Here is a 24,939-nt window from a genome sequence, read left to right as displayed (position 1 = left end):
CCCCTCGACGCCGCGCCGAGGGGGATTTAACCGCCGGATGCCCCGCCCTTGTCGCCCGCCTTACTTTGTCGCCTGCCTTACGGAGACCGCCGCAGATGAAACCCTCGATGAAGCGTATTTCGCTCGCCGCCGTCGTCCTGGTCGCCGTCGCCGGGGCCGCCGTCCAGGTGTCGGCCTGGGGCTCGACCGGCCACCGCATGGTCGGGGTCGCTGCCGTTCGCGCCCTGCCTGACGACCTGCCCGCCTTCATGCGCACGCCCGGCGCCGTCGCCGACGTGGGCGAGTTCGCGCGCGAGCCCGACCGCTGGAAAGGCGCGGGCCAGCCGCACGACCGTGAGCGCGACACCGCTCATTTCGTCGACCTGACCGACGACGGCCATGTGCTGTCGCCCGCAGCCATGACCCTGGATCAACTGCCCGAGCTGAAGTCGCAGTATGACGCCCAGCTTCAGGCGGCGGGCGTGGACGTCAACGACGCCGGATACCTGCCCTATGCGATCATGGACGGCTGGCAGCAGCTGGTCCGCGACCTGGCCTACTGGCGCGTGCTGAACGCGGCCGAGGCGCGCGAGACCGATCCCGGCCGCCGCGCCTGGTACCGGGCCGACCGCCAGCGGCGCGAGGCCCTGACCCTGCGCGACCTGGGCGTCCTGGGCCACTATGTCGGGGATGCGTCCCAGCCCCACCACGTCTCGATCCATTACAATGGCTGGGGCGACTATCCGAACCCGCAGGGCTTCACCAACTCGCGCCGCACCCATGGTGATTTCGAGAACGGTTTCGTCGGTCGCACGACGCGGCTGGATGCGGTCGAGGCGGCGATGCGCGCTCCGGCCCTGGACGATGTCGCGCTGAAGCCGCGCGTCGTGGCCTATCTGAAGGACAGCCTGACCTATGTCGTGCCCTTCTACGAGCTGGAGAAGGCGGGCGGGTTCCGCGACCGTGATGCGCGCGGCGCCGCCTTCGCCACGGGCCGGCTGGCCGTCGCCGCCTCTGAACTGCGCGACCTGACCATCCTGGCCTGGCGCGCCTCGGGCGAGGCCTCCATCGGCTGGCCCGCCATCAAGGTCGCCGAGGTCGAGGCCGGATCGATCGATCCCTGGCTGTCGATGATCGGCGACGACTGAGCCTCCGCGCCCAAAGTTCCGGGCCCCGCTTTCGCGAGAAGGAGCGGAGGGGTAGTGCGTGGGTCATGACTGAGCCCGTTCCTCCCGTCGTCATCCTCGACCGGCCGCAGATGGCCGAGAACATCGGCGCCGTGGCGCGGGTGATGGCCAATTTCGGCCTCGACCGCCTGCGTCTGGTCAGCCCGCGCGACGGCTGGCCCCAGGAGAGGGCTTGGGCCACCGCATCCGGCGCCGACTGGGTGCTGGACGGGATCGAGGTCTTCGACAGCGTGGCGGCGGCCATCGCCGACCTGAACACCGTCTTCGCCACCACGGCCCGCCCGCGCGAAACCCGCCAGCCGGTCCGCACCCCGCGCGAGGCCGCCCGTGTCCTGTACGACGACACCGCCTCGGGGCTGAAGGTCGGCCTGTTGTTCGGCGCCGAGCGGGCGGGGCTCGAGACCACCGACATCGCCCTGAGCCACGGCATCGTCACCATCCCCATCGACCCCCGTCACCAGAGCCTGAACCTGGCCCAGGCCGTGTCGATCAACGCCTATGAGTGGCGGACCCTGGTGCTGGACGCCCCGCCGCCCAACTTCCGCGAGGGCGAGGCGCCGGCGTCGGGCGAACTGCTTTTGGGGATGTACGAGCATCTGGAGCGCGAGCTGGATGCGGCGGGCTTCTTCCATCCGCCCGAGAAGTTCCGCTCGATGAGCCAGAACCTGCGCGTCATGCTGGGGCGCGCCGCCTTCTCGGCGCAGGAGGCGGCGACCTTCCGGGGCGTCATCACCGCCCTGTCGAAAGGCCGCGGACGGGTGCTGGAACGGTTGGCGCGAGAGAAGGCGGCCAAGCCCGGCGAGCCCCCGTGCTGAACCGCGCCTATTCCATCGCCGATCTCAGGGGCCAGGCGCGGCGCCGCCTGCCCAGGCCGATCTTCGACTATATCGACGGGGGCGCAGACGACGAACTCGCCCTCGCCAACAACACCGGGGCCTTCGGGCGCTATGAGATCGTGCCGGATGTTCTGAACGACGTTTCGACCATCCGCACGGCCTCGACCCTGTTTGGCCAAGCCGTCAGCACGCCGCTGATGCTGGCCCCGACGGGACTGACGCGGATGTTTCATCCCGGCGCCGAGGACGCCGTGGCGCGCGCCGCCGCCCGCCACGGCCTGGCCTATGCCCTGTCCACCATGGGCACGACCCGCATCGAGGACTGGGCCTCGGCCTTCGCGGGGCCTCGGATCTTCCAGATCTATGTCTTCCGGGATCGCGGCCTGACGAGCGAATTCATTCAGCGCTGCAAGGCGGCGGGCGTGCACGGTCTGGCCCTGACCGTCGACACGCCTGTGGCCGGCAATCGCGAGCGGGATCACCGCAACGGCCTGTCCCTGCCGCCCCGGCTGACCCTGGCAAGTCTGGCCCATTTCGCCATGCATCCGGGTTGGTCCCTGCCGGCGCTGACCGGACGCAAATTCGACCTCGCCAATGTCAGCCATCGCGTGGACGCCCTGTCGCGCCGTTCGATGAGCCTGTTCGACTATATCGGGTCTCAGTTCGACCGATCGGTGACCTGGAAGGATGTCGAGTGGCTGGCGGCCGAGTGGGGCGGTCCCCTGTCGATCAAGGGCGTCATGACGCCCGAGGACGCGCGCCGGGCGGTGGACTGCGGCGCATCGGGCGTCATGCTGTCCAATCACGGCGGGCGTCAGCTCGACGACGCGCCTGCGCCCGTGGACCAGATCGCGGCGGTGCGAGATCGCCTGGGCGACGGACCCGAGATCATCTGCGATGGCGGCGTGCGGCGGGGTTCGGATCTGTTCAAGGCCCTGGCCCTGGGCGCGAACGGCGTGTCGATCGGGCGGCCCTATCTCTATGGCCTGGCCGCGGGGGGAGAGGCGGGCGTCGACCGGGCGCTGAGCCTGTTGCTGGCCGAGTTCGAGCGCACCCTGACCCTGGCCGGCGTCAACGACATCGCCGCGATCAGCCCTCGCCATGTGCGGGCGGCGCCCGCAGGGCGGCCGGCGTGAAAGCCCTGTGGATCTACCCCCTGGCGGCCCTGGCCGAGATCGGCGGCTGCTTCGCCTTCTGGGCCTGGCTGAAGCTGGATCGCTCGCCGCTGTGGCTGGCGCCGGGAGTGATCTGTCTGATCGCCTTCGCCTGGCTGCTGACCCTGGTGCCGTCCGAGGCGGCGGGGAGGGCGTTCGCGGCCTATGGCGGGGTCTATATCGTGGCGTCTCTGGTCTGGATGGGGCTGGTCGAAAAGGCGACGCCGGACCGCTGGGACCTGATCGGCGGGGCGGTCTGCCTGGCCGGGGCGGCGATCATCCTGTTCGCGCCGAGGGGCTAGAGCGCCCCAAAGAACTCCGGCACCGCCTCGGTCGCCGGGCCATAGACCCCCTCGTCGAACATCGACCGGCCTGCCGTTGGCTCCAGGTTGATCTCCACCGTGCGCGCGCCCGCCATCCTCGCCAGCTGCACGAAGCCCGCCGCCGGATAGACGGCCCCCGAGGTGCCGATGGAGACGAACAGGTCGCACCGCGCCAGCGCCACGTCGATCCGCTCCATCCGCAGCGGCATCTCGCCGAACCAGACGATGTGCGGACGTATCCGGCCTTCGGGGTGATCGGGGGAGGGCTCGTCGGGGGCCATGTCGCCGGGCCAGTCGCTGACCAGGCCCGAACGGGTGCAGCGCCCCTTCAAAAGTTCGCCGTGCATATGGATCAGCTCGAACCCCGGTGCGGGCGTGATCGCCTCATGCGCCCGATCGTGCAGGTCGTCGACGTTCTGGGTCACCAGCAGGAAATCGCCCTCCCACCGCGCCGCCAACTCGGCCAGGGCGTGGTGGGCGGCGTTGGGCTGGACCTCGGCCAGCTGACGCCGACGCTGGTTGTAGAAGTCCTGAACCAGGGCCGGATCGGCGGCATAGCCTTCCGGCGTCGCCACCTCTTCCACCCGATGCCCGCACCACAGCCCGTCCGAGGCCCGGAAGGTCGGCACGCCGCTCTCGGCCGAGATGCCGGCGCCGGTCAGGATGACGAGATTTCTGCGGGTCATGCAGTTCCATACCATCCCGTCTTCGGCCTAAGAACATCACACGCCATTCTCAGGAGCCCGCCCCATGAAAACCCGCGCCGCCGTCGCCTTCGAGGCCAAACGTCCGCTGGAGATCGTCGAGGTCGATCTGGAAGGGCCGCGCGCGGGCGAGGTCCTGGTCGAGATCAAGGCCACCGGCATCTGCCACACCGACGCCTATACGCTGGACGGTTTGGACTCCGAAGGCATCTTCCCGAGCATCCTGGGCCACGAGGGCGCGGGCGTGGTGGTCGAGGTGGGCGCTGGCGTCACCTCGCTGGCCGTCGGCGATCACGTCATCCCGCTCTACACGCCCGAATGTCGCCAGTGTAAGTCCTGCCTCAGCCGCAAGACCAACCTGTGCACCTCGATCCGCGCCACCCAGGGCAAGGGTCTGATGCCCGACGGCACCAGCCGCTTTTCCTACAAGGGTCAGGCCATCGCCCACTACATGGGCTGCTCGACCTTCTCGAACTATACGGTCCTGCCCGAGATCGCCCTGGCCAAGATCCGCAAGGACGCGCCCTTCGACAAGGCCTGCTACATCGGCTGCGGCGTCACGACGGGCGTGGGGGCGGTGGTCAACACGGCCAAGGTCGAGCCGGGCGCCAACGCGGTGGTCTTCGGCCTGGGCGGCATCGGCCTGAACGTCATCCAGGGCCTCAAGATGGTCGGCGCCGACATGATCATCGGCGTGGACATCAACGACACCAAGGAAGAATGGGGCCGCCGCTTCGGCATGACCCACTTCGTCAATCCCAAGAACGTCTCGGACGTGGTGGCCCATCTGGTCGAGATGACGGGCGGCGGCGCCGACTACACCTTCGACTGCACCGGCAACACCGTGGTCATGCGTCAGGCGCTGGAAGCCTGCCACCGCGGCTGGGGCGAAAGCATCGTCATCGGCGTGGCCGAGGCCGGCAAGGAGATCGCCACTCGTCCGTTCCAGCTGGTCACCGGCCGGGTCTGGCGCGGGTCGGCCTTTGGCGGCGCGCGCGGTCGCACCGACACCCCGCGCATCGTCGACTGGTACATGGACGGCAAGATCGAGATCGACCCCATGATCACCCACACCCTGCCGCTGGAACGCATCAACGAGGCCTTCGACCTGATGCACGCCGGCGAGAGCATCCGCAGCGTCGTGGTGTTCTAAAGGCGAGTTGCCAAAAGAAACTTAGTAAGCCTAGATTGGGCCCGTCTGGCGAAGCGGCCGGACGGATCGGGAGGAAAGACCATGTTCACGCACGTCACGCTCGGCGCCAATGATCTCGACGCATCGCGCAAATTCTATGACGCGGCGCTCGGCGCCCTGGGCCACCAGCCCGGCACGGCCAGCGATCTGCCTCTGCCGGGGGTCTGGTACATGACGCCGCGCGGTATGCTGGGCGTGGTCAAGCCACGCGACGGCCAGGCCGCCTGTCACGCCAATGGCGGCACCCTGGGATTTGCAGCGGCCAGCCCCGAGGCCGTCGTCGCCTTTGCCGAGGCCGGCGTCGCTGCGGGCGGCACGGCGATCGAGGATCCGGCCGGCCCGCGCACCACTGCCTTTGGCGTCATGCATCTGGCCTATCTGCGTGACCCATCGGGCAACAAGGTCTGCGCCATGTTCCGTCCGAAATAGAGTGCGGCTCGACCGTCCCTGACCTCAAGCGCCCTGCGCGGAAGACTGCCCGATGCAAACCACCAAGACCCACGCCGTCCATGGCGGCGTGCTGCGCTATCTGAAGCACGACAGCGTCAGCACAGGCACGCCTATGACCCTGTCGGTGTTCACGCCTCCCGGCGACGGTCCGTTCCCCGTGCTGTTCTGGCTGTCGGGGCTGACCTGCACCGAGGATAATTTCACCACCAAGGCCGGGGCCTATGCCGCCGCCGCCGAACATGGCCTCATCATCGTCGCGCCCGACACCTCGCCGCGCGGCCCCGATCTGAAGGGTGAAGCTGTCGCCGATGACGAGGCCTATGACCTGGGCCAGGGCGCAGGCTTCTATGTCGACGCGACGCAAGCGCCCTGGGCGCCGCATTTCCGCATGGAGACCTATGTCGTCGAAGAGTTGACGGCCCTGATCGACGCGCAGTTTCCGACCACCGGCGTGCGCGGCGTGTCGGGCCACTCGATGGGCGGGCATGGCGCCCTGACCCTGGCCCTGCGCCATCCCGATGTCTTCACCAGCGTCTCGGCATTTGCGCCCATCTGTTCGCCGACGCGCTGCGCCTGGGGAGAAAAGGCCTTCACCGCCTATCTGGGCCAGGACCGCAGCCTGTGGGACGCCCACGACGCCGCCCGGCTGATCGAAGCCGGGGCAGCTAAGGATCGCTTCGACGACATCCTGGTGGACCAGGGCGAGGCCGACAGCTTCCTGGTCGATCAGCTGAAGCCCGAACTGCTGGTGGCGGCGGGCAAGGCGACGGGGCAGGGGATCACCCTGCGGATGCAGCCCGGCTATGACCATTCCTATTTCTTCATGGCCAGCTTAATCGCCGACCACGTCGCCTTCCACGCGGAACGGCTGAAAGACGCTCAATGACCCCGGATGACACCTACGAAGCCCTGTTCGCCGCGCTCTGCACCGAGCTGGGCCTGTGCCTTCACGCCAAGGGGCAAAAGCGCGTCATCGCCGCCCTGCCGGATGGGCTGGATGCCGCGGTAAAGGCTGTGCTGGCTGCCGATGGCGTTGATGTCCTGACCGCCTCGGGCGATCTGAAACGCCAGGTGCGCGACTGCCTGAAGGTCAATCTGCCGTCGGCCTGAGGCGAGGGGGAGACGGGCGCGAGACTAGAAGGGAAAGGCGGGACTACCGCCGGTGCACAGTCGTTCCTCGACACGCTGGTGGACCCGTCCCCGCATCTGGCGGCGCAGGCGCAGGGTGTCGTGCAGGGCGTCGGCGACGCAGAGAATCTGGTCGTCGCCCATGTGGTCGGCGGCTTCAAGGATCTGTTCGCACAGGGCGTCGAGCGCAGCCTGGCTGAGTTTCGGCGGCGTAAGGGTCGATCCGTGGTCCATCTGTCTACCTCCCTTCGACCCATCAAGGGTTGTGCGTCCGAGTCCGTTCCCGGCAATCGTGATTAACGAGAGGATGAGGCGCGCCAGCGAACGAAATCGCCCACCTTGCCTTGGGATCGGCGCCTCGGTCTCCTAAATGAGGCTCCTTGATCATCTTCTTTGGAAGGAGCCTCCCATGGCCTTCACCCTGCCGCCCTTGCCCTACGCCTATGACGCGCTGGAGCCTGCGATCGACCAGGAGACGATGACCTTCCACCACGACAAGCACCACCAGGCCTATGTCGACAACCTGAACAAGGCCGTGGACGCCGATGCGGCCCTGCAGGGCAAGTCGCTGGAAGAGCTGTTCGCCGACATCTCCAAGGCGCCCAAGGCCGTCCGCAACAACGGCGGCGGTCACTGGAACCACAGCCTGTTCTGGGAACTGCTGGCCCCCGTCGGTTCGACCGGCGAGCCCTCGGCCGAACTGGCCGCCGCGATCGAAAGCGATCTGGGCGGCATGGACAAGTTCAAGGAAGACTTCAACGCCGCCGGCGCCGGCCAGTTCGGCTCGGGCTGGGCCTGGCTGATCGTCCAGGACGGCAAGCTGAAGGTGACCTCGACCCCCAACCAGGACAACCCTCTGATGGACGTCGCCGAGCAGAAGGGCGCCGTCGTCCTGGCCGCCGACGTGTGGGAACACGCCTATTATCTGAAATACCAGAACCGTCGTCCCGAATACCTCAAGGCCTTCTGGACCATCGTGAACTGGAACAAGGCCAACGAGCTGTACGCCGCCGCCCTCAAGGGCTGATCCGGCCAAGGGCTGACGCCTGCAAACATTGACTCCGGAAGGGCGGGCCGTCATAAGCCCGCCTTTCTCGTGTTCGGCCATCGGCTGGACGCGCGAACTGACTACGGACGATGCGTGGACCGCCGTTGAGATCGCATTCCCACTTTCGGGGAGGCCGGGCCGCATCTTGAAGAAGAGAAGTTCATGTCGAAGCGCCACAGCGCCAAGTACAAAATCGACCGCGCCATGGGTGAAAACCTTTGGGGCCGCGCCAAGAGCCCGGTCAACAAGCGTTCCTACGGCCCCGGCCAGCACGGCCAGCGCCGCAAGTCCAAGGTCTCCGACTTCGGCCTGCAGCTGAAGGCCAAGCAGAAGCTCAAGGGCTACTACGGCAACCTGACCGAAAAGCAGTTCCGCAAGACCTATGACGAAGCTGCCCGTCGTAAGGGCAACACCTCGGAAAACCTGATCGGCCTGCTGGAAGCGCGCCTGGATGCGATCGTCTATCGCGCCAAGTTCGTCCCGACCGTCTGGGCTGCCCGTCAGTTCGTCAACCACGGCCACGTCACGGTCAACGGCAAGAAGGTCAACATCGCCTCCTACCGCGTGAAGCCGGACGACGTCGTCGCCGTCAAGGAAGTCTCGCGCAACATGGCTCTGGTGCTCGAAGCCCAGCAGTCGTCGGAACGCGACGTGCCTGACTACATCGAACAGGGCGACCGTGGTTTCTCGGTCCGCTTCGTCCGTCAGCCCGAACTGGCCGACGTGCCGTTCGCGGTGAAGATGGAGCCCAACCTGGTCGTCGAATACTACGCGTCCTGATCGCTTCGCGATCCTGACGCTTATCTTTTGGCGCTAACGCCCTTCGGGCTGCTTGAGCGCCGAACGATTGAAAGGCCCCGGAGCGATCCGGGGCCTTTTTCTTTGCATGCTTATGGGGGTGCGCGGACAGGCGAATTGGGCGATAAGGTCGGCAACGGCTGGAAAAGGGGAGCGGGCATGGGGCCTATCCGAACCATCACCGCATTGATGCTGGCGGCCAGCCTGTGCGGATGCGCGCAGATCGGTCTCTCCCGGCCCGGCGCACGCGCCGCTGCGGTCGATATGCCCGGCCAGCTGGAATCCATCCACGCCGCCGCCTTCACCAAGGATCTGGCCGTATTCTGGGTCAGCTCGAACGGTTGCACCGGCAAGGACGATCTTCAGCCCGTGGTCGTGAACCACCGCGGCGACGCCTCGGTCATCACCCTGCGCCGCATCTCCGAGGATCGTTGCCAGACCCCACTGGACGATGGCGTCGAGATCATCTGGTCGTTCGAGGAACTTGGCATCAAACCCGGCGCCCAGGTCTCGGTCGATAACCCCTACCAGATGCCTCAGACCTAGAGGTCAGTCGGCCCTAGAGGTCAGTCGGCTGCGCGCGCCTTGGCGTAGCCTGGCCAGGTCGATTTGTCCGCCCGCTCATACTGTTTCGGCATCTGCTCGGCCTGACCCAGGGCGACGGCGGCGTGATGACCCCAGTTGGGATCATCCAGCACCGTGCGGGCGATGGCGACCATGTCCGCCTGACCAGAGGCGATGATCTGCTCGGCCTGGTGAGGGTCCACGATCATGCCCACGGCGATGACGGTCGCATCCGGCACGGCGGCCTTGACGGCGGCGGCGAAGGGGACCTGGTAGCCGGGCTGGTCGCCGGGGATCCTGGCCGTGGCGACATTGCCGCCGCTGGTCAGGTGCAGATAGTCGTAGCCCATGGCGTGCAGGGCGGCGCCAAAGGCCGAGGCCTCGTCCGGCGTGATCCCGCCGTCGGTCCAGTCCGAGCCGTTGAGGCGCACGCCCAGCGCCTTGGTCCGAGGCCAGGCGTCCCGCACCGCCTGGGCCACCCGCAGCGGGAACCGCATCCGGTTCTCCAGCGAGCCGCCGAACTCATCCGTGCGGTGGTTCGACAGGGGCGACAGGAACTGTGTCAGCAGATAGCCGTGGGCCGCGTGCAGTTCGACCAGGTCGAACCCGGCGCGTTCGGCGCGGCGGGTGGCGTCGACGAAGGCTTCGACCACCCGGTCCATCCCCGCCTGATCCAGAGCGACGGGGGTGTGCCAGTCATCCTTGAACGGGACGGCCGAGGCCGATGATGTGGTCCAGGCCTTGTCGGGACCGGCCGGGCCGCCGCGTTCGATCCACGGCGGATTGGTCGAGGCCTTGCGGCCTGCGTGGGCCAACTGGATGCCGATGGGGGTGTCGGAATAGGTGCGGATGTCGCGTAGCAGGGCGGCGAAGGCGGCTTCCTGTTCGTCGTTCCACAGGCCGGTGTCGGCCCAGGAAATGCGACCCTCGGCCTCCACCCCCGTCGCCTCGACGATGACCAGGCCGGCGCCGGACAGGGCCAGCTTGCCCAGATGCTGGGCGTGCCACGGCTGGATCACGCCATCGACGGCGGAATACTGGCACATCGGCGCGATGGCGATGCGGTTCTTCAAGGTCAGGGGACCGACGGCGCGGGGCGAGAACAGCAGGCTCATTGGGGCGTATCCGGGGAGGAGAGGCCCTGTAACTATGTCGGTTGCGGTCGTCCGCAAGGCCGTCGCCGAAAATGCGTCAGCGCGCCTCGAACGTCGGCAGCATATCGGCGGGGATACGGTGCGGCCGAAGCGTGGACGCGTCGACCAGGCACCATTCCGACAGCCCTTGCGCGCACAGCCGCCCCTGGCCGTCCTCGATACGGACATAGCGGGCGAAGCGAGGGCCCTGCGGATCGCCCACCCAGGTGCGGGCCACGGCGACGTCGTCGGGCTGGAGCGCGCGCAGGTAATCGATTTCGTGGCGCAGGGCGACCCAGGACCACCTAGCCCGTGTCTCCGCGTCAAAGCGGGCGTTCCAGTGGGCGGTGCCTGCCTCCTGCAGCCAGCCGACATAGACGACGTTGTTGACGTGGCCGTTGTCGTCGATGTGCTCGGGACGGATTGCCAGAGGCACGACGAAGACCTCGCGGTCCTCGCGCGGCTCCAGCACCGCCCTGGCCATCAGGCTTGGCCCAAGCCTTCATCACCCAGGGTGACGCCCTTTTCGGCCATCAGGGCGTGCAGTTCGCCGGCCTGGAACATCTCGCGCACGATGTCCGATCCGCCCACGAACTCGCCCTTCACATAGAGCTGCGGGATGGTGGGCCAGTCGGTAAAGGCCTTGATGCCGTCGCGCAGGCTCTCGTCCTGAAGCACGTCGACGCCGACGAAGGGGGCTCCCACCTGATCGAGGATCTGGACTGCCAAGGAGGAGAAGCCACAGCGAGGCTGGTCCGGGGTGCCCTTCATGAACAGCACGACCTCATGGTCGGCCACCGTCTGGGCGATGAAGGCGTGGACGGGGTCGGTGTTCGCCGTTGCGGTCTGGGTCGCCTGGTCGGTCACGATGCAGTCTCCGGTCAAGGGCGTCAGCTAGGGACGATGACCCCCAGGGTCAAGGCGAAGGGACATCACGACACGGCGACAACGGGCCGAAAGCGGCCCGGGAGCGAACTTGGGATCAGGCCGCCTTTGCGCCCGAGACGCGCGCCATCTCGATCTGGGCGGACAGGCCCGGCGGCATATCGCGGTCGGGAATCAGGGCCAGGCGTGACAGGCGTTCGGCGTCGCGCGACTTGACCATGACGCTGCACACCGACGGATCGGTCAGAACGTGGGCCAGACAGATGGCCTCGGCGTCCCAGTTCGGCGTCTGGTGCAGGAAGGCGAATGTGCCGGCGCCGGCCAGCGGGTCGTCTTTGCTGCGTCCGCCAGAACCGGAGCCGAAGCCGAAGAAGCCCTTCTTCGGCTCATGCACCGCGGCGGCCTTCTTGGCGCTGTTCAGACTGTCGGGGAAATAGTCATAGGCCAGGACGGCCATGTCCTGGGCCTTGGCGTCGCGAATGCGCGAGCGGATCTGCCACGGGGAATCGACATTATAGGGCGTGGCCAGCACGTCGAAGGCGCCGGTCGAGACATAGGCGTCCATGACCGCGTCCTCGCCCGAGACCCCCAGGAAGCGGACCCGTTCGGTCTGGCGCAGCGCCTTGAGCGCGTTCAGTGAGCTTTGCGGCAGTTCGTTCTCGCCGGGCTGTTCCAACAGGGCCATGTCGATCCAGCCGAGGCCCGAGATGTGCAGGGCGCGGTCGATGGCGCCGGTCATGCCCTCGGCCGAGAAGTCGCGCTCGCCGCCCCTGCGTCCGTCACCGCGACCCAGAGCCAGGCTGACGTTCAGAAGCTTTCGGTCCACGGTCGACAGGGCGTGTCCGACCAGTTCGGCCAGGACCGGATCGGCGGTCTCCAGCCGGTAGGAGTTGATGCCGGCTTCCAGCGCCGCATAGATCAGGTCGTGCGCCACCTCTGGCCCGCGTGCGGCGATGTCGAGGCCGACGCTGAAGGTCAGGTTCGAGATCGAGGCGCCCGTGGCGCCGAAGGGGCGGTAACGCATGGATCAGTCTCCGGCGGCGGGAGCGGATGTTTCGAGGGCCAGGGCGTGCAACTCTCCGCCCATCTGGCCCTTGAGCGCGGCATAGACGAGTTGGTGCTGGCGAACCCGCGACAGGCCGGCGAAGGCGGTCGAGACGATGCGGGCGCGGTAGTGGTCGCCGTCGCCGGCCAGATCGTCGATGGCGATCACGGCGTCGGGGAAGGCCTCGGCCAGATGGGCGTGCAGCGTTTCGACGGGCATGGGCATAGGGCAGGGCGCCTTGAAGGTGTTTCACCGACAGGGTGAGCGAAAAACCTTAATGTCCGGCATACGCGCCGATCACGCGTCCGCAAGCCGCTCCAGCATGATGGACGGCCGGTCGTGGTAGGTCGCCTGGGCATAGGGCCGATAGCCGACCCGCTGCGCCAGCTTCAGCGACGGGGCGTTGCCGGGACTGATCAGGCAGACGGTGCGCGGCGCCCGCAAGGCGGTGTCGGTCCAGGCCAGGACGGCGTCCAGCCCTTCCCGCGCCAGCCCCTGGCCCTGGAAGGCGACGCCTACCCCCCAGCCCAGTTCGGGCGCGTCGATCGGCGGGCTGCAGTCGCGCCGATAGTCCAGCACCCCCACGCTGCCGACATAGGCGCCGCCCGCTTTCAGGCGCATGGCCCAGTTGCCGTAGCCCAGAACCTGCCAGTGGCCCAGGTCGCGCAGCAGCCGGAACCAGACCTCCTCCTCGCTCATCGGACCTCGGTCCATGATGGCGCCGACGAAATCGGCATCACGCCACAGGGCCAGCACGTCGTCGAAGTCGGACACGGCGACGGGGCTCAGTATCAGCCGTTCGGTGGTCAGGATCGGACCGGTCACATCAACCCCAACTGCTTGAAACTGGCCACCCCGTGGCGGCCGACCACCAGATGGTCATGGACCTCGACGTTCAAGGATCGTCCGGCGGCGATGATCTGTTTGGTCATGTCCACGTCGGCGCGGCTGGGCGTCGGATCGCCCGACGGATGGTTGTGCACCAGGATGATGTTGGCCGACGACAGCTCCAGCGCCCGGCGGATGACCTCGCGCGGATAGACGGGGGCGTGATCGACCGTGCCCCGGTTCTGGATTTCGTCCAGGATCAGCTGGTTCTTCTTGTCCAGGTAAAGCACCCGGAACTGCTCGCGCGGCTCGTGCTGAAGGGCGACGCGGACATAGGCCAGCAGCGCCGTCCATGAGGCGATGACCGGACGCTTCGACGCCGGCTCTCGCGCCACCCTGCGCGCCACGTCGAAGATCAGCTGCAGGTCCAGTGCGGCCGCGCGCGAGGCGGCGCCGCGTGCATAGCCCAGCGACTGTGCGACCTGATCGTCCACCGCCTCGTGGCTGGCGGCGCCTATGCCCTCCAGCCCGCCGAACCGGGCCAGCAGGTCCTTGGCCAGGGCCTTGGTGTCCTTGTAGGGGATGGAGCGGAACAGCAGCAGTTCCAGCAGTTCGTAGTCCGGCAGGGCGTCGATCCCCCCCTTGGCCGCCCGCACGCGCAGCCGTTCGCGATGGCCGCTGTGACGAGGCGGCGCCTTCTTGGGTTTCGCGGCGTCTGGCGGAATGTCGCTCATGGGTTGTGCGGACGGTAGCGCTTCGCCGCCGTCGATCAAGGGCGTAGAAGGCGGCCATGACCCTGAGCGCACCATCCCCCACCGCCGCCGTCCTGATCATCGGCGACGAAATCCTGTCGGGCCGGACGGCGGACACCAACCTGAACACCATCGCCAGGTTCCTGGCGGCCCTGGGCATCGACCTGAAGGAGGCGCGCACGGTGGGCGATGTCCCCGCCCAGATCGTCTCGGCCCTGAATGCGCTGCGGGCGACGCATGACTATGTCTTCACCACCGGCGGGATCGGCCCGACGCACGACGACATCACCGCCGATTGCGTGGCCGAGGCCTTCGGCGTGCCGCTGCTGGAGCATCCCGAGGCCGTGGCCATACTGGAGCGGCGCTATGCCGACGGCGACTTCAACGCCGCGCGCCGTCGCATGACGCGGGTGCCGCAGGGCGGAACCCTGATCGCCAATCCGGTGTCGGACGCGCCGGGCTTTCAGGTCGAGAACGTCTTCGTCATGGCGGGGGTGCCCAAGATCATGACGGCCATGCTGGAGGATGTGGCGCCCCGCCTGAGAACCGGCGCGGTGGTCCATTCGCGAGCCCTGCGCGTCGTCGGCGTGGGCGAGGGGGCGGTCGCCGCGACCCTGACCGCAGCCGCCCGGGCCGACCGCGACCTGAGTTTCGGCAGTTATCCGTTCGGCGTCGGATCGGACGGCGAGATCGGGACCAACCTGGTGGTGCGCGGTCGTGACGCCGTCTCGCTGGACGGGGCCGTGGCGCGGCTGAAGGCGGCGCTGGCGGCCGAGGGGATCGAGACGCGGGACGCCTGACAGCAAAACGGCGGGCCCCGCATGAGGCCCGCCGTTCCGAGGTTCAGTCTGTCAGGCCATCAGCCCTTGGCGGCATAGCCCTTGCCGCCGTTCGACGGGCGACGGCCGCGCGGGCGGCGCGTGAACTCGCCATCCGGCTTGGCGGGCGCTTCGGTGCGCGGCGACTGCGGGCGGTTGGCGTTCGCGGCCGAGCGGGCGCGGTCGGCGGCCAGGGGATCGAACGGCTGGGTTGAGGCCAGAGGACGATCGCCACGGTCCGAATGGTGCGTGCGATCGCGTTGCTGACCGCCATTGCCGTCACGACCGGCGGCGTCACGTCCGCCAGGACCCGGCTTGCGCTGGCGATGGGGCTGGCCGCCGTGAGCCGGCTTGACGCCGTCACGACGCGGGTTGCGCGCGCCACGGCCTTCGCCACGGGGACGCTCTTCGCGGTCAGGCATGGTCGCCTTGGTGCCGACGCCGGCGGCCATGATCGACTGATCCAGCAGACCCAGCGACTTGTCGTTGCGACGGTCGGACGCCGGGATCTTCTGGCGCGTGACCTTTTCGATGTCGCGCAGCAGCTTCATCTCGTCGCCAGCGACGAACGAAACGGCCGAGCCGTCCTTGCCCGCGCGGGCCGTACGGCCGATGCGGTGGACATAGGCTTCGGGCACGAAGGGCAGTTCGAAGTTCACGACGTGCGAGACGCCGTCCACGTCGATGCCGCGCGCGGCGATGTCGGTGGCGACCAGGACGCGCAGCTTGCCGGCCTTGAAGGCGGCCAGGGTGCGTTCACGCTGGGGCTGGGACTTGTTGCCATGGATGGCGCCCGCCTGGACGCCGCCGGCTTCCAGATAGGCCGCAACCTTGTCGGCGCCGTGCTTGGTCTTCGTGAAGACCAGGCAGCGGGTGTAGTTGTCGTCGGCGAACATCTCGGTCAGCAGGGCACGCTTGCGGCCTTGCTCGATGTGGATGACCGACTGGTTGATGCGCTCGACCGTGGTCGATTGCGGCGTGACCTGAACCTTGACGGGCTCTTTCAGCAGTTCGCCGGCCAGCTTGCCGATTTCGGTCGGCATGGTGGCGGAGAAGAACAGGTTCTGGCGCTTGGCCGGGATGCGGCTGACGATCTGGCGAATCGGCTTGACGAAGCCGAGGTCCAGCATCTGGTCGGCCTCGTCCAGGACGAAGATTTCGGTCGAGGACAGGTCCAGGGTCTTCTGCTGCATATGGTCCAGCAGGCGGCCGGGGGTGGCGACCAGGACGTCGAGGCCGGCCTGGATGGCGCGTTCCTGCGGCCCGTACTTCACGCCGCCGAAGACCACGGCGACCTTGAAGCCCAGGTGCTTGCCATAGGATTTGAAGCTCTCGGCGATCTGGCTGGCCAGTTCACGCGTGGGCGACAGGATCAGGCAGCGCGTGGTGCGCGGCGCAGGCGAGACGCGGTTCTCGGCCAGGCGATGCAGGATCGGCAGGGCGAAGGCGGCGGTCTTGCCGGTGCCGGTCTGGGCGATGCCCAGCAGGTCCTTGCCTTCCATGACCGAAGGAATGGCCTGGGCCTGGATCGGCGTCGGCGACGTATAGCCCGAGGTGGTCAGGGCCTGGAGGATGGCCTTGTTCAGGCCAAAGGATTCAAAGGTGATGTTGCTCACTTAAAGCGGTTCTTTCGCGTATGTGGCGACGCGCAACAGCCATGGCTCAACGCCGAAAAGGCCGCGCACCGCCAGTCCCGAACGAGCCTCAGAGTGAGGCCGGCGGGGTGGATCGGGCGCCGCCCCGCGTGTCCGGGCAGCGAATGAATCTTGAGGGTCCGGCGACGGCTACCAGTCAGGTCTTCAATGGGGAGAGAAGACCCACACGCGCTGGAGGCGCCGGGGATCGCAATTGTGCGACGCAGCGCAAATGGGCGCAAACTGCGGTGAAGTCAAGGCAACCGGCTCAGTTGCCGATCAGGCTGATGGCGAAGTTGACGCCCAGGGCGACGATGACGGTGTTGAAGACAAAGGCCGTGACGCTGTGGATCGAACCGATCCGGCGCAGGCGTCGCGAGGACATCTGTATGTCGGCCGTCTGGCTGGCCACTCCGATGATCAGCGAGAAATGCAGGAAATCCCAGTAGTCGGGATCGTCCTCGCCGGGAAAGATCAGCCCGCCCTGATCGCCGTCGCCCTTGTTCGAGGGCGCGTAGAACTCGTGGGCGTAGTGCTGCGAGAACATCAGGTGGATGAAGCTCCACGACAGGACCAGGGTCAGCATGACCAGGGCGGCAGAGCCCGCGGCGGCGGATGCTGGGGCCGAGATCGCCTCGCTGATGACGATGGCCACGCTGGCGGCTGCGGCAAGCAGGCTGAGCGGAAGCACGGCTGATCCCGCATCGTCCAGTTCGGCGGCGCGCTGGCGGATCTGATCGGTAGAGCGGGCGCGTGTCAGTCGGGCGATGGTGATGAGCAGGAACAGGGCGACCCCTGCGTCCCAGCCGACCGCCGCGCGCGTGGCCCAGCGCCAGTCTGCGGGTGTCAGCAGCCCGACCGCGACGACGACGGCCAGGGCCACCAGCAGTGTCCAGTGTAGACGGATGAGGCGGGCGGGCGACGGCATCATGCAGGGATAGGCCATGCCTGTGCTTTCGTCATCCTCCGGCGAGCGAAGCGAGACCGGGGGACCCAGCGGCGCCGAAGGCGATCTGTTCAGTCGAGATGTCGAAACACCGTGTTCGAGACAGGGTCGCGCTGTCGCGCGCCGCTGGGTCCCCCGGTCTGCGCCGCGAAGGCGCGGCTTGCCGGAGGATGACGAAAGGAAAATCTGAATGTTCTCGACTTCCCTTGCGTGATCACGGAATGTTACAGCCTCTCCTCCAGACGACGTCGAGATGGACCCATGACTGCCTATGAGACCCGCGCCGGACTGTCGGTTGCGCCTGAACTGGCGCGCTTCATCGAGGATGAGGTGCTGCCGGGCCTGGGCCTGGGCGCCGACGCCTTCTGGACCGGCGCGGCGGATGTCTTCGGCCGTTTCGCGCCCGAGAACCGCGCCCTGCTGGCGACCCGCGATGCGCTTCAGGCCCGGATCGACGACTGGTATCGCGGACGGCGCGGCCAGCCGAACGACCCGGCGGCGACAGAGGCGTTTCTGAGGGAGATCGGCTATCTGGTCGACGAGCCCGCGCCGTTCCAGATCACGACGACGGACGTGGACGACGAACTGGCGACCCTGGCCGGTCCGCAGCTGGTGGTGCCGATCCTGAATGCCCGCTTCCTGCTGAACGCCGCCAATGCGCGCTGGGGCAGTCTGTACGACGCCCTCTATGGCACTGATGCGTTGGGCGAGGCCCCCGTCTCCGGCCCCTATGACAAGGCGCGCGGCGCTAAGGTCGTGGCCAAGGCCAAGGCGTTTCTGGACGAGGCGGTTCCGCTGGCCGACGGGTCCTATGCGGATGTCGCCGGCTTCTCGGTCGTGGACGGCAAGCTGTCGCCCGCGCTGAAGGATGCGGGCCAGTTCGTCGGCTTCCTGGGCGAGGCCTCGGCGCCCACCTCTATCCTGCTGAAGAACAACGGCATCCACATCGAACTGGTCATCGACCGGTCCAGCGCCATCGGCGCCGAGGATGCGGCAGGCCTGTCGGACGTGGTGCTGGAAAGCGCCCTGTCGACAATCTGCGATCTGGAAGATTCCATCGCGGCGGTGGATGCCCAGGACAAGGTCGAGGCCTATCGCAACTGGCTGGGCCTGATGAAGGGCAATCTGTCCGCGACCTTCAAGAAGGGCGGCGAGACCCTGACCCGCGCGCTGGAGCCGGACCGGACCTTCGTCGCGCCCACCGGCGGCGCCGTCACCCTGCGCGGTCGCTCGCTGCTGTTCGTGAGGAACGTCGGCCACCTGATGACCAATCCGGCCATCCTGCTGGCCGACGGAGGCGAGGCGCCCGAGGGCATCCTCGACGCCATCGTGACCTCGCTGATCGCCATGTACGACCTGAAGGGTCTGGGTGGGTTCACGAACTCGGCGGCGGGGTCGGTCTATATCGTCAAGCCGAAGATGCACGGGCCGGACGAAGCCGGCTTCACGAACCGCCTGTTCGACGCGGTCGAGGGCCTGCTGGGTCTGGCGCGGCACACCATCAAGGTCGGGGTGATGGACGAGGAGCGCCGCACCTCGGCTAACCTGGCCGCCTGTATCCATGCGGTGAAGGACCGGATCGTCTTCATCAACACCGGCTTCCTCGATCGCACCGGCGACGAGATCCACACGGCCATGCAGGCGGGTCCGATGATCAGGAAGGCCGAGGTCAAGGGTTCGGCCTGGATTGCGGCCTATGAGGCGAGGAACGTCGTTATCGGCCTAGCCTGCGGTCTGTCGGGGCGGGCCCAGATCGGCAAGGGCATGTGGGCGGCGCCCGACCGCATGGCCGACATGCTGGAGCAGAAGATCGGCCACCCCAAGACCGGCGCCAACACCGCCTGGACGCCGTCGCCGACCGCCGCGACCCTGCACGCGATGCACTATCACGCCGTCGATGTGTTTGCGGTCCAGAAGGATGTGGCGGCTCGCCCGACGCCGGGGCTGAGCGATCTGCTGACCCCGCCGCTGGCGGATGGAGCTAACTGGTCCGAGCAGGACGTGGCCGACGAACTGGACAATAACGCGCAAGGGATCCTGGGCTACGTCGTGCGCTGGATCGATCAGGGCGTGGGCTGTTCCAAGGTGCCGGACATCCACGACATCGGCCTGATGGAAGACCGGGCGACGCTGCGGATTTCGTCGCAGCACATGGCCAACTGGCTGCTGCACGGGGTCTGCACCGCCGAACAGGTGGACGCCGCCTTCCTGCGCATGGCCAAGAAGGTGGACGCCCAGAACGCCGGCGATCCCCTGTATCGCCTGATGGCGACGAACACGGACGGCTTCGCCTATCAGGCCGCGCGCGCCCTGGTGTTCGAGGGGCTGGTCCAGCCGAACGGCTATACCGAGCCGCTGCTGCATGCCTTCCGGCAGAAGGTGAAAGCCAACTAATTTTCCCGCTCATCCCGGCGTAAGCCGGGACCCAGTGCTTTCGTTCGCCAGTGCGCTGGATCATGAGCGTGCCAAAACACACGCGCTGATCGCCCAAAGGTCTGGGTCCCGGCTTACGCCGGGATGAGCGGATTTTGAGTTACCCCCTGAACCCCTTCACCGCCGCCAGCGCGGCCTCGGGCGTGCCCTCGATCAGGGTCAGGCGCTCGGGGCGGTCGCCCAGCTCGCGGATGACGCGCGGCGGCTCGGGGTCGAAGCCGAGAACCGGGGCGACATCCTTGCCGAACTTGGCGGCGTGGGCGGTGGACAGGGCGATGACCGGCCCGTCCGAGGCGTCCACCCGGCGCGCGGCGGCTAGGGCCACGGCGGTGTGGGGGCAGACCACCTTGTTCCAGGTCGTATAGGCGTGGGCGATCTGATCGCGCGTCTCGCCCTCGTCGATGGAGACGGCCGAGACCTCCTTGCGGATGCCGTTCAGCAGGTCCGACGGGATGGTCACTTCGCCGTCGCGGGCGAAGCTTTCGAACAGGGCGCGGGTGCGCTCGGCGTCGCGGCCCGAGGCCTCGAACACCAGCCGTTCGAAGTTCGAGGGCGCCTGCACGTCCATGGAGACCGAGGCCGTCTCGACGGCGGTGCGGCGGGCGTAATGGCCGGTGTTGATGGCGCGGGCCAGGGCGTCGTTCTGGTTCACGGCGGCGACGAAGCCGCGCACCGGCAGGCCCATCTTGGAGGCCGCGATGCCCGCGAAGGCGTCGCCGAAATTGCCGGTCGGAACGACGAAGGTGGGGCTGCGATGCTCGCCCGCCGCCGCCAGTTGCGACACGGCCGAGACGTAATAGGGAATCTGGCCCGCCAGCCGCGCCCAGTTGATCGAGTTGACCGAGCTGAACCGTCCGCCGTCGCGCAGGGATTCGTCGGCCAGCAGGCCTTTCACCAGACGCTGGCAGTCGTCGAAATCGCCGCGCACGGCCAGGTTCAGGACGTTGTCGGCCTCGACCGTCGTCATCTGGCGGCGCTGCACGGGCGAGACCCGGTCCAGCGGGTGCAGCACGATCAGGTCGATGCCGGCCTTGTTGGCGAAGGCGTTGACGGCGGCGGCGCCCGTGTCGCCGCTTGTCGCCGTGACCAGGGTCAGCCGCTCGCCCGACACCGCCAGGGCCTCGGCGGACAGGGAGGCGGCCAACTGCATGGCCAGGTCCTTGAAGGCGGCGGTCGGGCCGTGGAACAGCTCCAGCATCCACAGGCTGTCGTCCAGCTGGACCAGGGGCGTCACGTCGGGATGGTCGAACCCGGCGACCAGCCTGGCCAGCGACCGTTCCAGCGCACCTTCGGGCAGGGCGGCGCCGATGTAGGGGGCCATGGCGGCGGCGGCCATGGCGGCATAGGTCTGGCCGGGCGCGGCGGCGTCCTTGGCCAGGGTCGGCCAGGCCGAGGGCATGTAGAGGCCGCCGTCCGGCGCCATGCCGCGCAGCAGGGCCTCGGCGAAGTCTGTCGCCGGCGCATCGCCGCGGGTCGAAACATAGGCGGCGGCGGAGGAAGCAGGGCTCTGGCTCATGGCGGGTTTCCTAGCCAGCCGAAGCGGCGCCGTCACCCGATTTTGCCTTCAAGCGACCGCCAGTTTCCCAAGCCTGCGACATGAGGACCGCATCGGGCGATGAACAGGGATGGCGTCGCGGCGTTCGAGGCCTCATGTCTTCTTGCATGAAACGTCGCGATTTGCTGATCCGGCTGGGGCTGCTGGGCGCAGGCGTCGGCGGGGCCTGGTGGCTGAGGGACCGGGTCATCTGGCGCGAGCCCGATGTGACCTTCGGCGCGCCCGAATGGCTGGATTTCGCCGAGCCGCGCGCCAATGTGCCGACCGTCATGGCCACGGTGAACGGGCGCGAGGTGCGGGCCCTGATCGACAGCGGCGCCCAGTTCTCGGTCATCGACCGGGGCCTCTACGAACAGATGGGTGCGCCCAAGACCATCGACATGCCCATCGTGGCCTATGGCGTCGGCGGCCAGCCCCAGCTGGGCAAGGGGGTCACGCTGGACGTCACGGTCGGCCAGACGCGCGCGCCCGCCCTGCGCGCCGCCATCCTGGGCCTGGGGCCGCTGGCCTCCGAGGACGGCCTGGGCGCGCCCCTGATTCTGGGGCAGGACGTTCTGGCTCAGATGCTGCTGGACATCGACGTGGTCGGTCGGCGTCTGCGGTTCCTGGCGCCGGGTTCGCCCCTGCCGCCCGGCGTGTCCGAGATCGCCGTGCGGCGCGAGGGCCGGGCGCTGCGGTCGCAGATTTCGGTCGAGGGGGCGACGGTGGATGCGGTGATCGACACCGGCGCATCATCCCTGCTGTCGCTGACCCGAGAGGCGGCGCAAGGGGCCGGGCTGCTGGACGGAAGAGCGCAGAGTTCCGGCTCCAGCATCGTGCTGGGCGGCGCCATGCAGTCGGTCATCGTCCGTGCACGGACGGTGACCTTCGGCGATCAGCTTTATGAGGATGTCGAGACCCCGATCTATGCCGATGTGGTCATCCCCGGATACCCCGACGCCCTGATCGGCATGGCCGCCTTCGTCGATCGGCGCGTGGTCATGGACATGGGCGCGGGGCGGCTGCACGTGTCGCAACCGATGGATATTACAATCCTTTCCGGGCGGCGGCGTTAGGGTCTCGTCTGCCCCGTACCGCGCACGACGTACTTGTAGCTGGTCAGCTGTTCCGCACCGACCGGCCCGCGCGCGTGCAGGCGCGAGGTCGAGATGCCGATCTCGCCGCCGAAGCCGAACTCGCCGCCGTCGGCGAACTGGGTCGAGGCGTTCCAGACCACGATGGCGCTGTCCACGGCGTTGAGGAAGGCGGCGGCGGCCTCGGCGTCGTCGGCGATGATGGCCTCGGTGTGGCCCGAGCCGTGGCTGCGGATATGCTCGACCGCCGCATCCAGATCATCGACCACGGCGACCGCCAGGATGGGGGCCAGATATTCGGTGGTCCAGTCGGCTTCGACCGCCGCCGTCATCTGAGGAACCAGGGCGCGGGCGCGGTCGTCGCCCCTTAGTTCGCAACCGGCCGCGATCAGGGCGGCGGCGACGGGGGGCAGCAGGCGCTCGGCGGCGGCGGCGTCCACCAGCAGGGTCTCGGTCGCGCCACAGACCGAGACGCGGCGCATCTTGGCGTTGACGACGATGGCCTGGGCCATGTCCAGATCGGCCGAGGCGTGCAGATAGGTGTGGCACAGGCCCTCCAGGTGACCCAGGACCGGCACGCGGGCCTCGGCCTGCACGCGGGCGACCAGGCTCTTGCCGCCGCGCGGGATCAGCAGGTCGACATTGCCGTCCAGCCCGGTCAGCAGAGCGCCCACGGCGGCGCGGTCGGGGGTGGAAACCAACTGGACGCAATCGGCGGGCAGGCCGGCGGCGGTCAGGCCCTCGACCACGGCCTCATGCACGGCCAGCGAACTGTCGAGGCAGTCCGAGCCGCAGCGCAGGATGGCGACATTGCCCGAACGGATGCACAGGGCCGCGGCGTCGGCGGTGACGTTGGGGCGGCTCTCGTAGATGATGGCCAGCACGCCCAGGGGGGTGCGGACCCGGGCCATGTCCAGCCCGTTCGGACGGGTCCAGCGCGCCGTCTCGACACCCAGGGGGTCGGGCAGGGCGGCGATCTCGTCCACGGCGGAGGCGACCGCCTCGATCCGGCCGGGCGTCAGGGCCAGCCGGTCGATCAGCGCCTCGGAGACGCCGTTCGTCCGTGCACGGAGAATGTCGCTATGGTTCGCGGCCAGGATGGCGTCTGCGCGGCGGCGAACCGCCTCGGCGACCGCCTTCAGGGCGGCGGTGCGAACCTCCGGCCCGGCCAGTCGCAGGGCGTCGGCGCTGGCGCGGGCGCGGCGGCCCATGTCGGCCATGACGGACGCTATGTCTTGGGGGGCGATATCGGTGGCGGTCTCGATGGGTTGGGCGGTCATTGTGCGGGATCCAGTACCAGGTCGTCACGATGGATGGCGACGCCCGGGCCCTTATAGCCGACCAGGCCCTCGATCTCGCCGGAGTGCTTGCCGCGGATGCGGTCCATTTCGTCTGCAGCGTAGGCGGCCAGGCCCACGCCCAGGGATCCGCCATCCAGCCCGACCACGCGCACGCAGTCGCCCCGGTCGAACCGCCCGTCGATACGCTGCACGCCCGAGGCCAGCAGGCTGCGTCCGCCCGCCAATGCGGTGGCTGCGCCCGCGTCGATGGCCAAAGCGCCGGCGGGCTCCAGACTGCCCGCGATCCACGACTTGTAGGCCTGCAGGGGCGAGGCGGGGGCTGTGATCAATGTGGCTCGGTCGCCGTCCAGCAGTCCCTGCAACGGATGGGCGTTCAGCCCCGAGACGATCAGGGTGGCGCACCCGGCCGAGCGGGCGATGCGCGCGGCCTCCAGCTTGGTCGCCATGCCGCCGGTGCCGACGTCGGCCTGGGTGTTGGCGCCTCCGGCGGCGGCCAGGATGTCGGGCGTCAGGGCCTCGATCAGCGGCAGGTGTTCGGCCTCAGGATCGCGGCGCGGGTCGGCGGTGTAGAGGCCGTCCACGTCGGAAAGCAGGATCAGAAGATCGGCCCGCACCAACTGCGCGGTCCGCGCGGCCAGCCGGTCGTTGTCGCCATAGCGGATCTCTTCGGTCGCGACCGTGTCGTTCTCGTTGACCACAGGCACGGCGCCGAGCTTCAGCAAGGCTTCCAGCGTGGCGCGGGCGTTCAGCCAGCGGCGGCGCCGCTCGGTGTCGTCGCGGGTCAACAGCACCTGGGCCGGCACCAGTTCGGCGGGCCGGAAAGCGGTCTCCCAGGCCTGCATCAACAGCGACTGGCCCACGGCGGCGGCGGCCTGTTTCTCGTCCAGTCGGGCGTTGCGGGTCAGGCCCAGACGCCCGCGCCCCAGTGCCACGGCGCCCGACGACACCACGATGACCTGCCGCCCCTCGGCGCGCAGCCGCGCCAGGTCCTCGGCCAGGGCGTTCAGCCAGGCGGCGGCGGGCGCGCGCGTGGCCGCATCCACGACCAGGGACGAGCCGATCTTGACGACGATGCGGCGGGCCTTGCGCAGGGCTTCAGGCGGGGTCTTGGGGGCGGATTTCGACACGCGCGGGACCATGCCGCCAAGGTTGCGGCGCAGCAAGGGAGAAGAG

The 24,939-nt window shown here is 68.3% G+C and carries 28 protein-coding genes; 14 read left to right on the top strand and 14 right to left on the bottom strand.

The window, feature by feature from the left end:
* The first annotated feature begins 107 nt into the window (after nt 1–107).
* From ACO05L_RS14295 to ACO05L_RS14280, 4 genes are all read left to right on the top strand, one after another.
* Nucleotides 108–1,127, top strand: coding sequence for a S1/P1 Nuclease (locus tag ACO05L_RS14295; RefSeq protein WP_421729833.1), 1,020 nt, complete (start codon nt 108–110; stop codon nt 1,125–1,127).
* 65 nt (nt 1,128–1,192) lie between these two features.
* Nucleotides 1,193–1,981 (top strand): RNA methyltransferase, encoded by a 789-nt coding sequence (locus ACO05L_RS14290; RefSeq protein ID WP_421729832.1) that lies wholly within the window; start codon nt 1,193–1,195, stop codon nt 1,979–1,981.
* Nucleotides 1,975–3,138 carry an alpha-hydroxy acid oxidase gene (locus ACO05L_RS14285; RefSeq protein ID WP_421729831.1) on the top strand — a complete coding sequence of 388 codons (1,164 nt, stop codon included), beginning with the start codon at nt 1,975–1,977 and terminating at the stop codon, nt 3,136–3,138. The genes ACO05L_RS14290 and ACO05L_RS14285 overlap by 7 nt, the downstream gene beginning before the upstream one ends.
* Nucleotides 3,135–3,458, top strand: a complete 324-nt coding sequence (locus tag ACO05L_RS14280; protein WP_421729830.1) for a YnfA family protein — start codon at nt 3,135–3,137, stop codon at nt 3,456–3,458. The genes ACO05L_RS14285 and ACO05L_RS14280 overlap by 4 nt, the downstream gene beginning before the upstream one ends.
* Here ACO05L_RS14280 and ACO05L_RS14275 read toward each other — a convergent pair.
* Nucleotides 3,455–4,165 carry an NAD-dependent deacylase gene (locus ACO05L_RS14275; protein WP_421729829.1) on the bottom strand — a complete coding sequence of 237 codons (711 nt, stop codon included), beginning with the start codon at nt 4,163–4,165 and terminating at the stop codon, nt 3,455–3,457. The two genes, ACO05L_RS14280 and ACO05L_RS14275, sit on opposite strands and share 4 nt — an antisense overlap.
* Nucleotides 4,166–4,229: 64 nt before the next feature.
* Here ACO05L_RS14275 and ACO05L_RS14270 point away from each other — a divergent pair, with 64 nt between their 5' ends.
* From ACO05L_RS14270 to ACO05L_RS14255, 4 genes are all read left to right on the top strand, one after another.
* Entirely contained in the window at nt 4,230–5,336 is a 1,107-nt protein-coding gene (locus ACO05L_RS14270; RefSeq protein WP_421729828.1) for an S-(hydroxymethyl)glutathione dehydrogenase/class III alcohol dehydrogenase, read from the top strand.
* A gap of 81 nt (nt 5,337–5,417) precedes the next feature.
* Nucleotides 5,418–5,804: a VOC family protein gene (locus tag ACO05L_RS14265; RefSeq protein WP_421729827.1), complete on the top strand. Its 387-nt coding sequence runs from the start codon at nt 5,418–5,420 to the stop codon at nt 5,802–5,804.
* Between the two features lie 52 nt (nt 5,805–5,856).
* Nucleotides 5,857–6,711, top strand: a complete 855-nt coding sequence (fghA, locus tag ACO05L_RS14260) for an S-formylglutathione hydrolase (RefSeq protein ID WP_421729826.1) — start codon at nt 5,857–5,859, stop codon at nt 6,709–6,711.
* A complete protein-coding gene (locus tag ACO05L_RS14255; RefSeq protein ID WP_421729825.1) occupies nt 6,708–6,935 on the top strand; it encodes a hypothetical protein in 228 nt (75 codons plus the stop codon). The genes fghA and ACO05L_RS14255 overlap by 4 nt, the downstream gene beginning before the upstream one ends.
* Nucleotides 6,936–6,959: 24 nt before the next feature.
* On the opposite strand, the gene ACO05L_RS14250 is transcribed toward ACO05L_RS14255, so the two are convergent.
* Entirely contained in the window at nt 6,960–7,187 is a 228-nt protein-coding gene (locus tag ACO05L_RS14250; protein WP_421729824.1) for a hypothetical protein, read from the bottom strand.
* Between the two features lie 175 nt (nt 7,188–7,362).
* Here ACO05L_RS14250 and ACO05L_RS14245 point away from each other — a divergent pair, with 175 nt between their 5' ends.
* From ACO05L_RS14245 to ACO05L_RS14235, 3 genes are all read left to right on the top strand, one after another.
* Nucleotides 7,363–7,980, top strand: a complete 618-nt coding sequence (locus ACO05L_RS14245; protein ID WP_421729823.1) for a superoxide dismutase — start codon at nt 7,363–7,365, stop codon at nt 7,978–7,980.
* A gap of 183 nt (nt 7,981–8,163) precedes the next feature.
* A complete protein-coding gene (gene rpsD, locus ACO05L_RS14240; protein WP_421729822.1) occupies nt 8,164–8,781 on the top strand; it encodes a 30S ribosomal protein S4 in 618 nt (205 codons plus the stop codon).
* Nucleotides 8,782–8,958: 177 nt separating this feature from the next.
* Complete coding sequence (locus tag ACO05L_RS14235; protein WP_421729821.1) at nt 8,959–9,345, top strand: hypothetical protein; 387 nt, start codon at nt 8,959–8,961, stop codon at nt 9,343–9,345.
* A gap of 20 nt (nt 9,346–9,365) precedes the next feature.
* Here ACO05L_RS14235 and ACO05L_RS14230 read toward each other — a convergent pair whose 3' ends face one another.
* The 7 genes from ACO05L_RS14230 to radC form a co-directional block, all read right to left on the bottom strand.
* A complete protein-coding gene (locus tag ACO05L_RS14230) occupies nt 9,366–10,478 on the bottom strand; it encodes an NADH:flavin oxidoreductase/NADH oxidase (RefSeq protein ID WP_421729820.1) in 1,113 nt (370 codons plus the stop codon).
* 76 nt (nt 10,479–10,554) lie between these two features.
* Nucleotides 10,555–10,980 (bottom strand): acyl-CoA thioesterase, encoded by a 426-nt coding sequence (locus tag ACO05L_RS14225; RefSeq protein WP_421729819.1) that lies wholly within the window; start codon nt 10,978–10,980, stop codon nt 10,555–10,557.
* Nucleotides 10,980–11,363 carry a Grx4 family monothiol glutaredoxin gene (gene grxD, locus ACO05L_RS14220; protein WP_421729818.1) on the bottom strand — a complete coding sequence of 128 codons (384 nt, stop codon included), beginning with the start codon at nt 11,361–11,363 and terminating at the stop codon, nt 10,980–10,982. Before grxD ends, ACO05L_RS14225 begins: the two co-directional genes overlap by 1 nt.
* A 115-nt stretch (nt 11,364–11,478) precedes the next feature.
* Nucleotides 11,479–12,405: an oxidoreductase gene (locus tag ACO05L_RS14215; RefSeq protein WP_421729817.1), complete on the bottom strand. Its 927-nt coding sequence runs from the start codon at nt 12,403–12,405 to the stop codon at nt 11,479–11,481.
* A 3-nt stretch (nt 12,406–12,408) separates the two neighbouring features.
* Complete coding sequence (locus ACO05L_RS14210; RefSeq protein WP_421729816.1) at nt 12,409–12,651, bottom strand: BolA/IbaG family iron-sulfur metabolism protein; 243 nt, start codon at nt 12,649–12,651, stop codon at nt 12,409–12,411.
* A gap of 72 nt (nt 12,652–12,723) precedes the next feature.
* Entirely contained in the window at nt 12,724–13,251 is a 528-nt protein-coding gene (locus ACO05L_RS14205; protein WP_421729815.1) for a GNAT family N-acetyltransferase, read from the bottom strand.
* Nucleotides 13,248–13,988, bottom strand: a complete 741-nt coding sequence (gene radC / locus ACO05L_RS14200; RefSeq protein ID WP_421729814.1) for a RadC family protein — start codon at nt 13,986–13,988, stop codon at nt 13,248–13,250. Before radC ends, ACO05L_RS14205 begins: the two co-directional genes overlap by 4 nt.
* Before the next feature lie 56 nt (nt 13,989–14,044).
* On the opposite strand from radC, the gene ACO05L_RS14195 reads away from it, so the two are divergent.
* Nucleotides 14,045–14,806 carry a competence/damage-inducible protein A gene (locus tag ACO05L_RS14195; RefSeq protein WP_421729813.1) on the top strand — a complete coding sequence of 254 codons (762 nt, stop codon included), beginning with the start codon at nt 14,045–14,047 and terminating at the stop codon, nt 14,804–14,806.
* A gap of 59 nt (nt 14,807–14,865) precedes the next feature.
* Here ACO05L_RS14195 and ACO05L_RS14190 read toward each other — a convergent pair whose 3' ends face one another.
* Both ACO05L_RS14190 and ACO05L_RS14185 read right to left on the bottom strand, forming a co-directional pair.
* The gene (locus ACO05L_RS14190) at nt 14,866–16,440 is read right to left on the bottom strand and encodes a DEAD/DEAH box helicase (protein WP_421729812.1); all 1,575 of its coding nucleotides are present in this window, start codon (nt 16,438–16,440) and stop codon (nt 14,866–14,868) included.
* Between the two features lie 286 nt (nt 16,441–16,726).
* Nucleotides 16,727–17,404, bottom strand: coding sequence for a DUF1345 domain-containing protein (locus tag ACO05L_RS14185; protein WP_421729811.1), 678 nt, complete (start codon nt 17,402–17,404; stop codon nt 16,727–16,729).
* A 261-nt stretch (nt 17,405–17,665) separates the two neighbouring features.
* Here ACO05L_RS14185 and ACO05L_RS14180 point away from each other — a divergent pair, with 261 nt between their 5' ends.
* On the top strand, nt 17,666–19,798 hold the full coding sequence (locus tag ACO05L_RS14180; protein ID WP_421729810.1) for a malate synthase G: 2,133 nt from the start codon (nt 17,666–17,668) through the stop codon (nt 19,796–19,798).
* 139 nt (nt 19,799–19,937) lie between these two features.
* Here the strand turns inward: ACO05L_RS14180 and thrC are convergent, their stop codons facing one another.
* Nucleotides 19,938–21,353 carry a threonine synthase gene (gene thrC / locus ACO05L_RS14175; protein WP_421729809.1) on the bottom strand — a complete coding sequence of 472 codons (1,416 nt, stop codon included), beginning with the start codon at nt 21,351–21,353 and terminating at the stop codon, nt 19,938–19,940.
* 146 nt (nt 21,354–21,499) lie between these two features.
* Here thrC and ACO05L_RS14170 point away from each other — a divergent pair, with 146 nt between their 5' ends.
* Nucleotides 21,500–22,447, top strand: a complete 948-nt coding sequence (locus ACO05L_RS14170) for an aspartyl protease family protein (protein ID WP_421729808.1) — start codon at nt 21,500–21,502, stop codon at nt 22,445–22,447.
* Here ACO05L_RS14170 and ACO05L_RS14165 read toward each other — a convergent pair.
* Together ACO05L_RS14165 and proB are read right to left on the bottom strand one after the other, a co-directional pair.
* Nucleotides 22,444–23,745 carry a glutamate-5-semialdehyde dehydrogenase gene (locus tag ACO05L_RS14165; protein WP_421729807.1) on the bottom strand — a complete coding sequence of 434 codons (1,302 nt, stop codon included), beginning with the start codon at nt 23,743–23,745 and terminating at the stop codon, nt 22,444–22,446. The two genes, ACO05L_RS14170 and ACO05L_RS14165, sit on opposite strands and share 4 nt — an antisense overlap.
* Entirely contained in the window at nt 23,742–24,893 is a 1,152-nt protein-coding gene (proB, locus tag ACO05L_RS14160; RefSeq protein WP_421729806.1) for a glutamate 5-kinase, read from the bottom strand. The genes ACO05L_RS14165 and proB overlap by 4 nt, the downstream gene beginning before the upstream one ends.
* Nucleotides 24,894–24,939 lie beyond the last annotated feature (46 nt).

The organism is Brevundimonas sp. (assembly GCF_965227765.1).
Taxonomy (GTDB): domain Bacteria; phylum Pseudomonadota; class Alphaproteobacteria; order Caulobacterales; family Caulobacteraceae; genus Brevundimonas.
The sequence above is the reverse complement of the archived record's forward strand: the minus strand, read 5'-3'. Positions and strand labels throughout refer to the sequence as shown.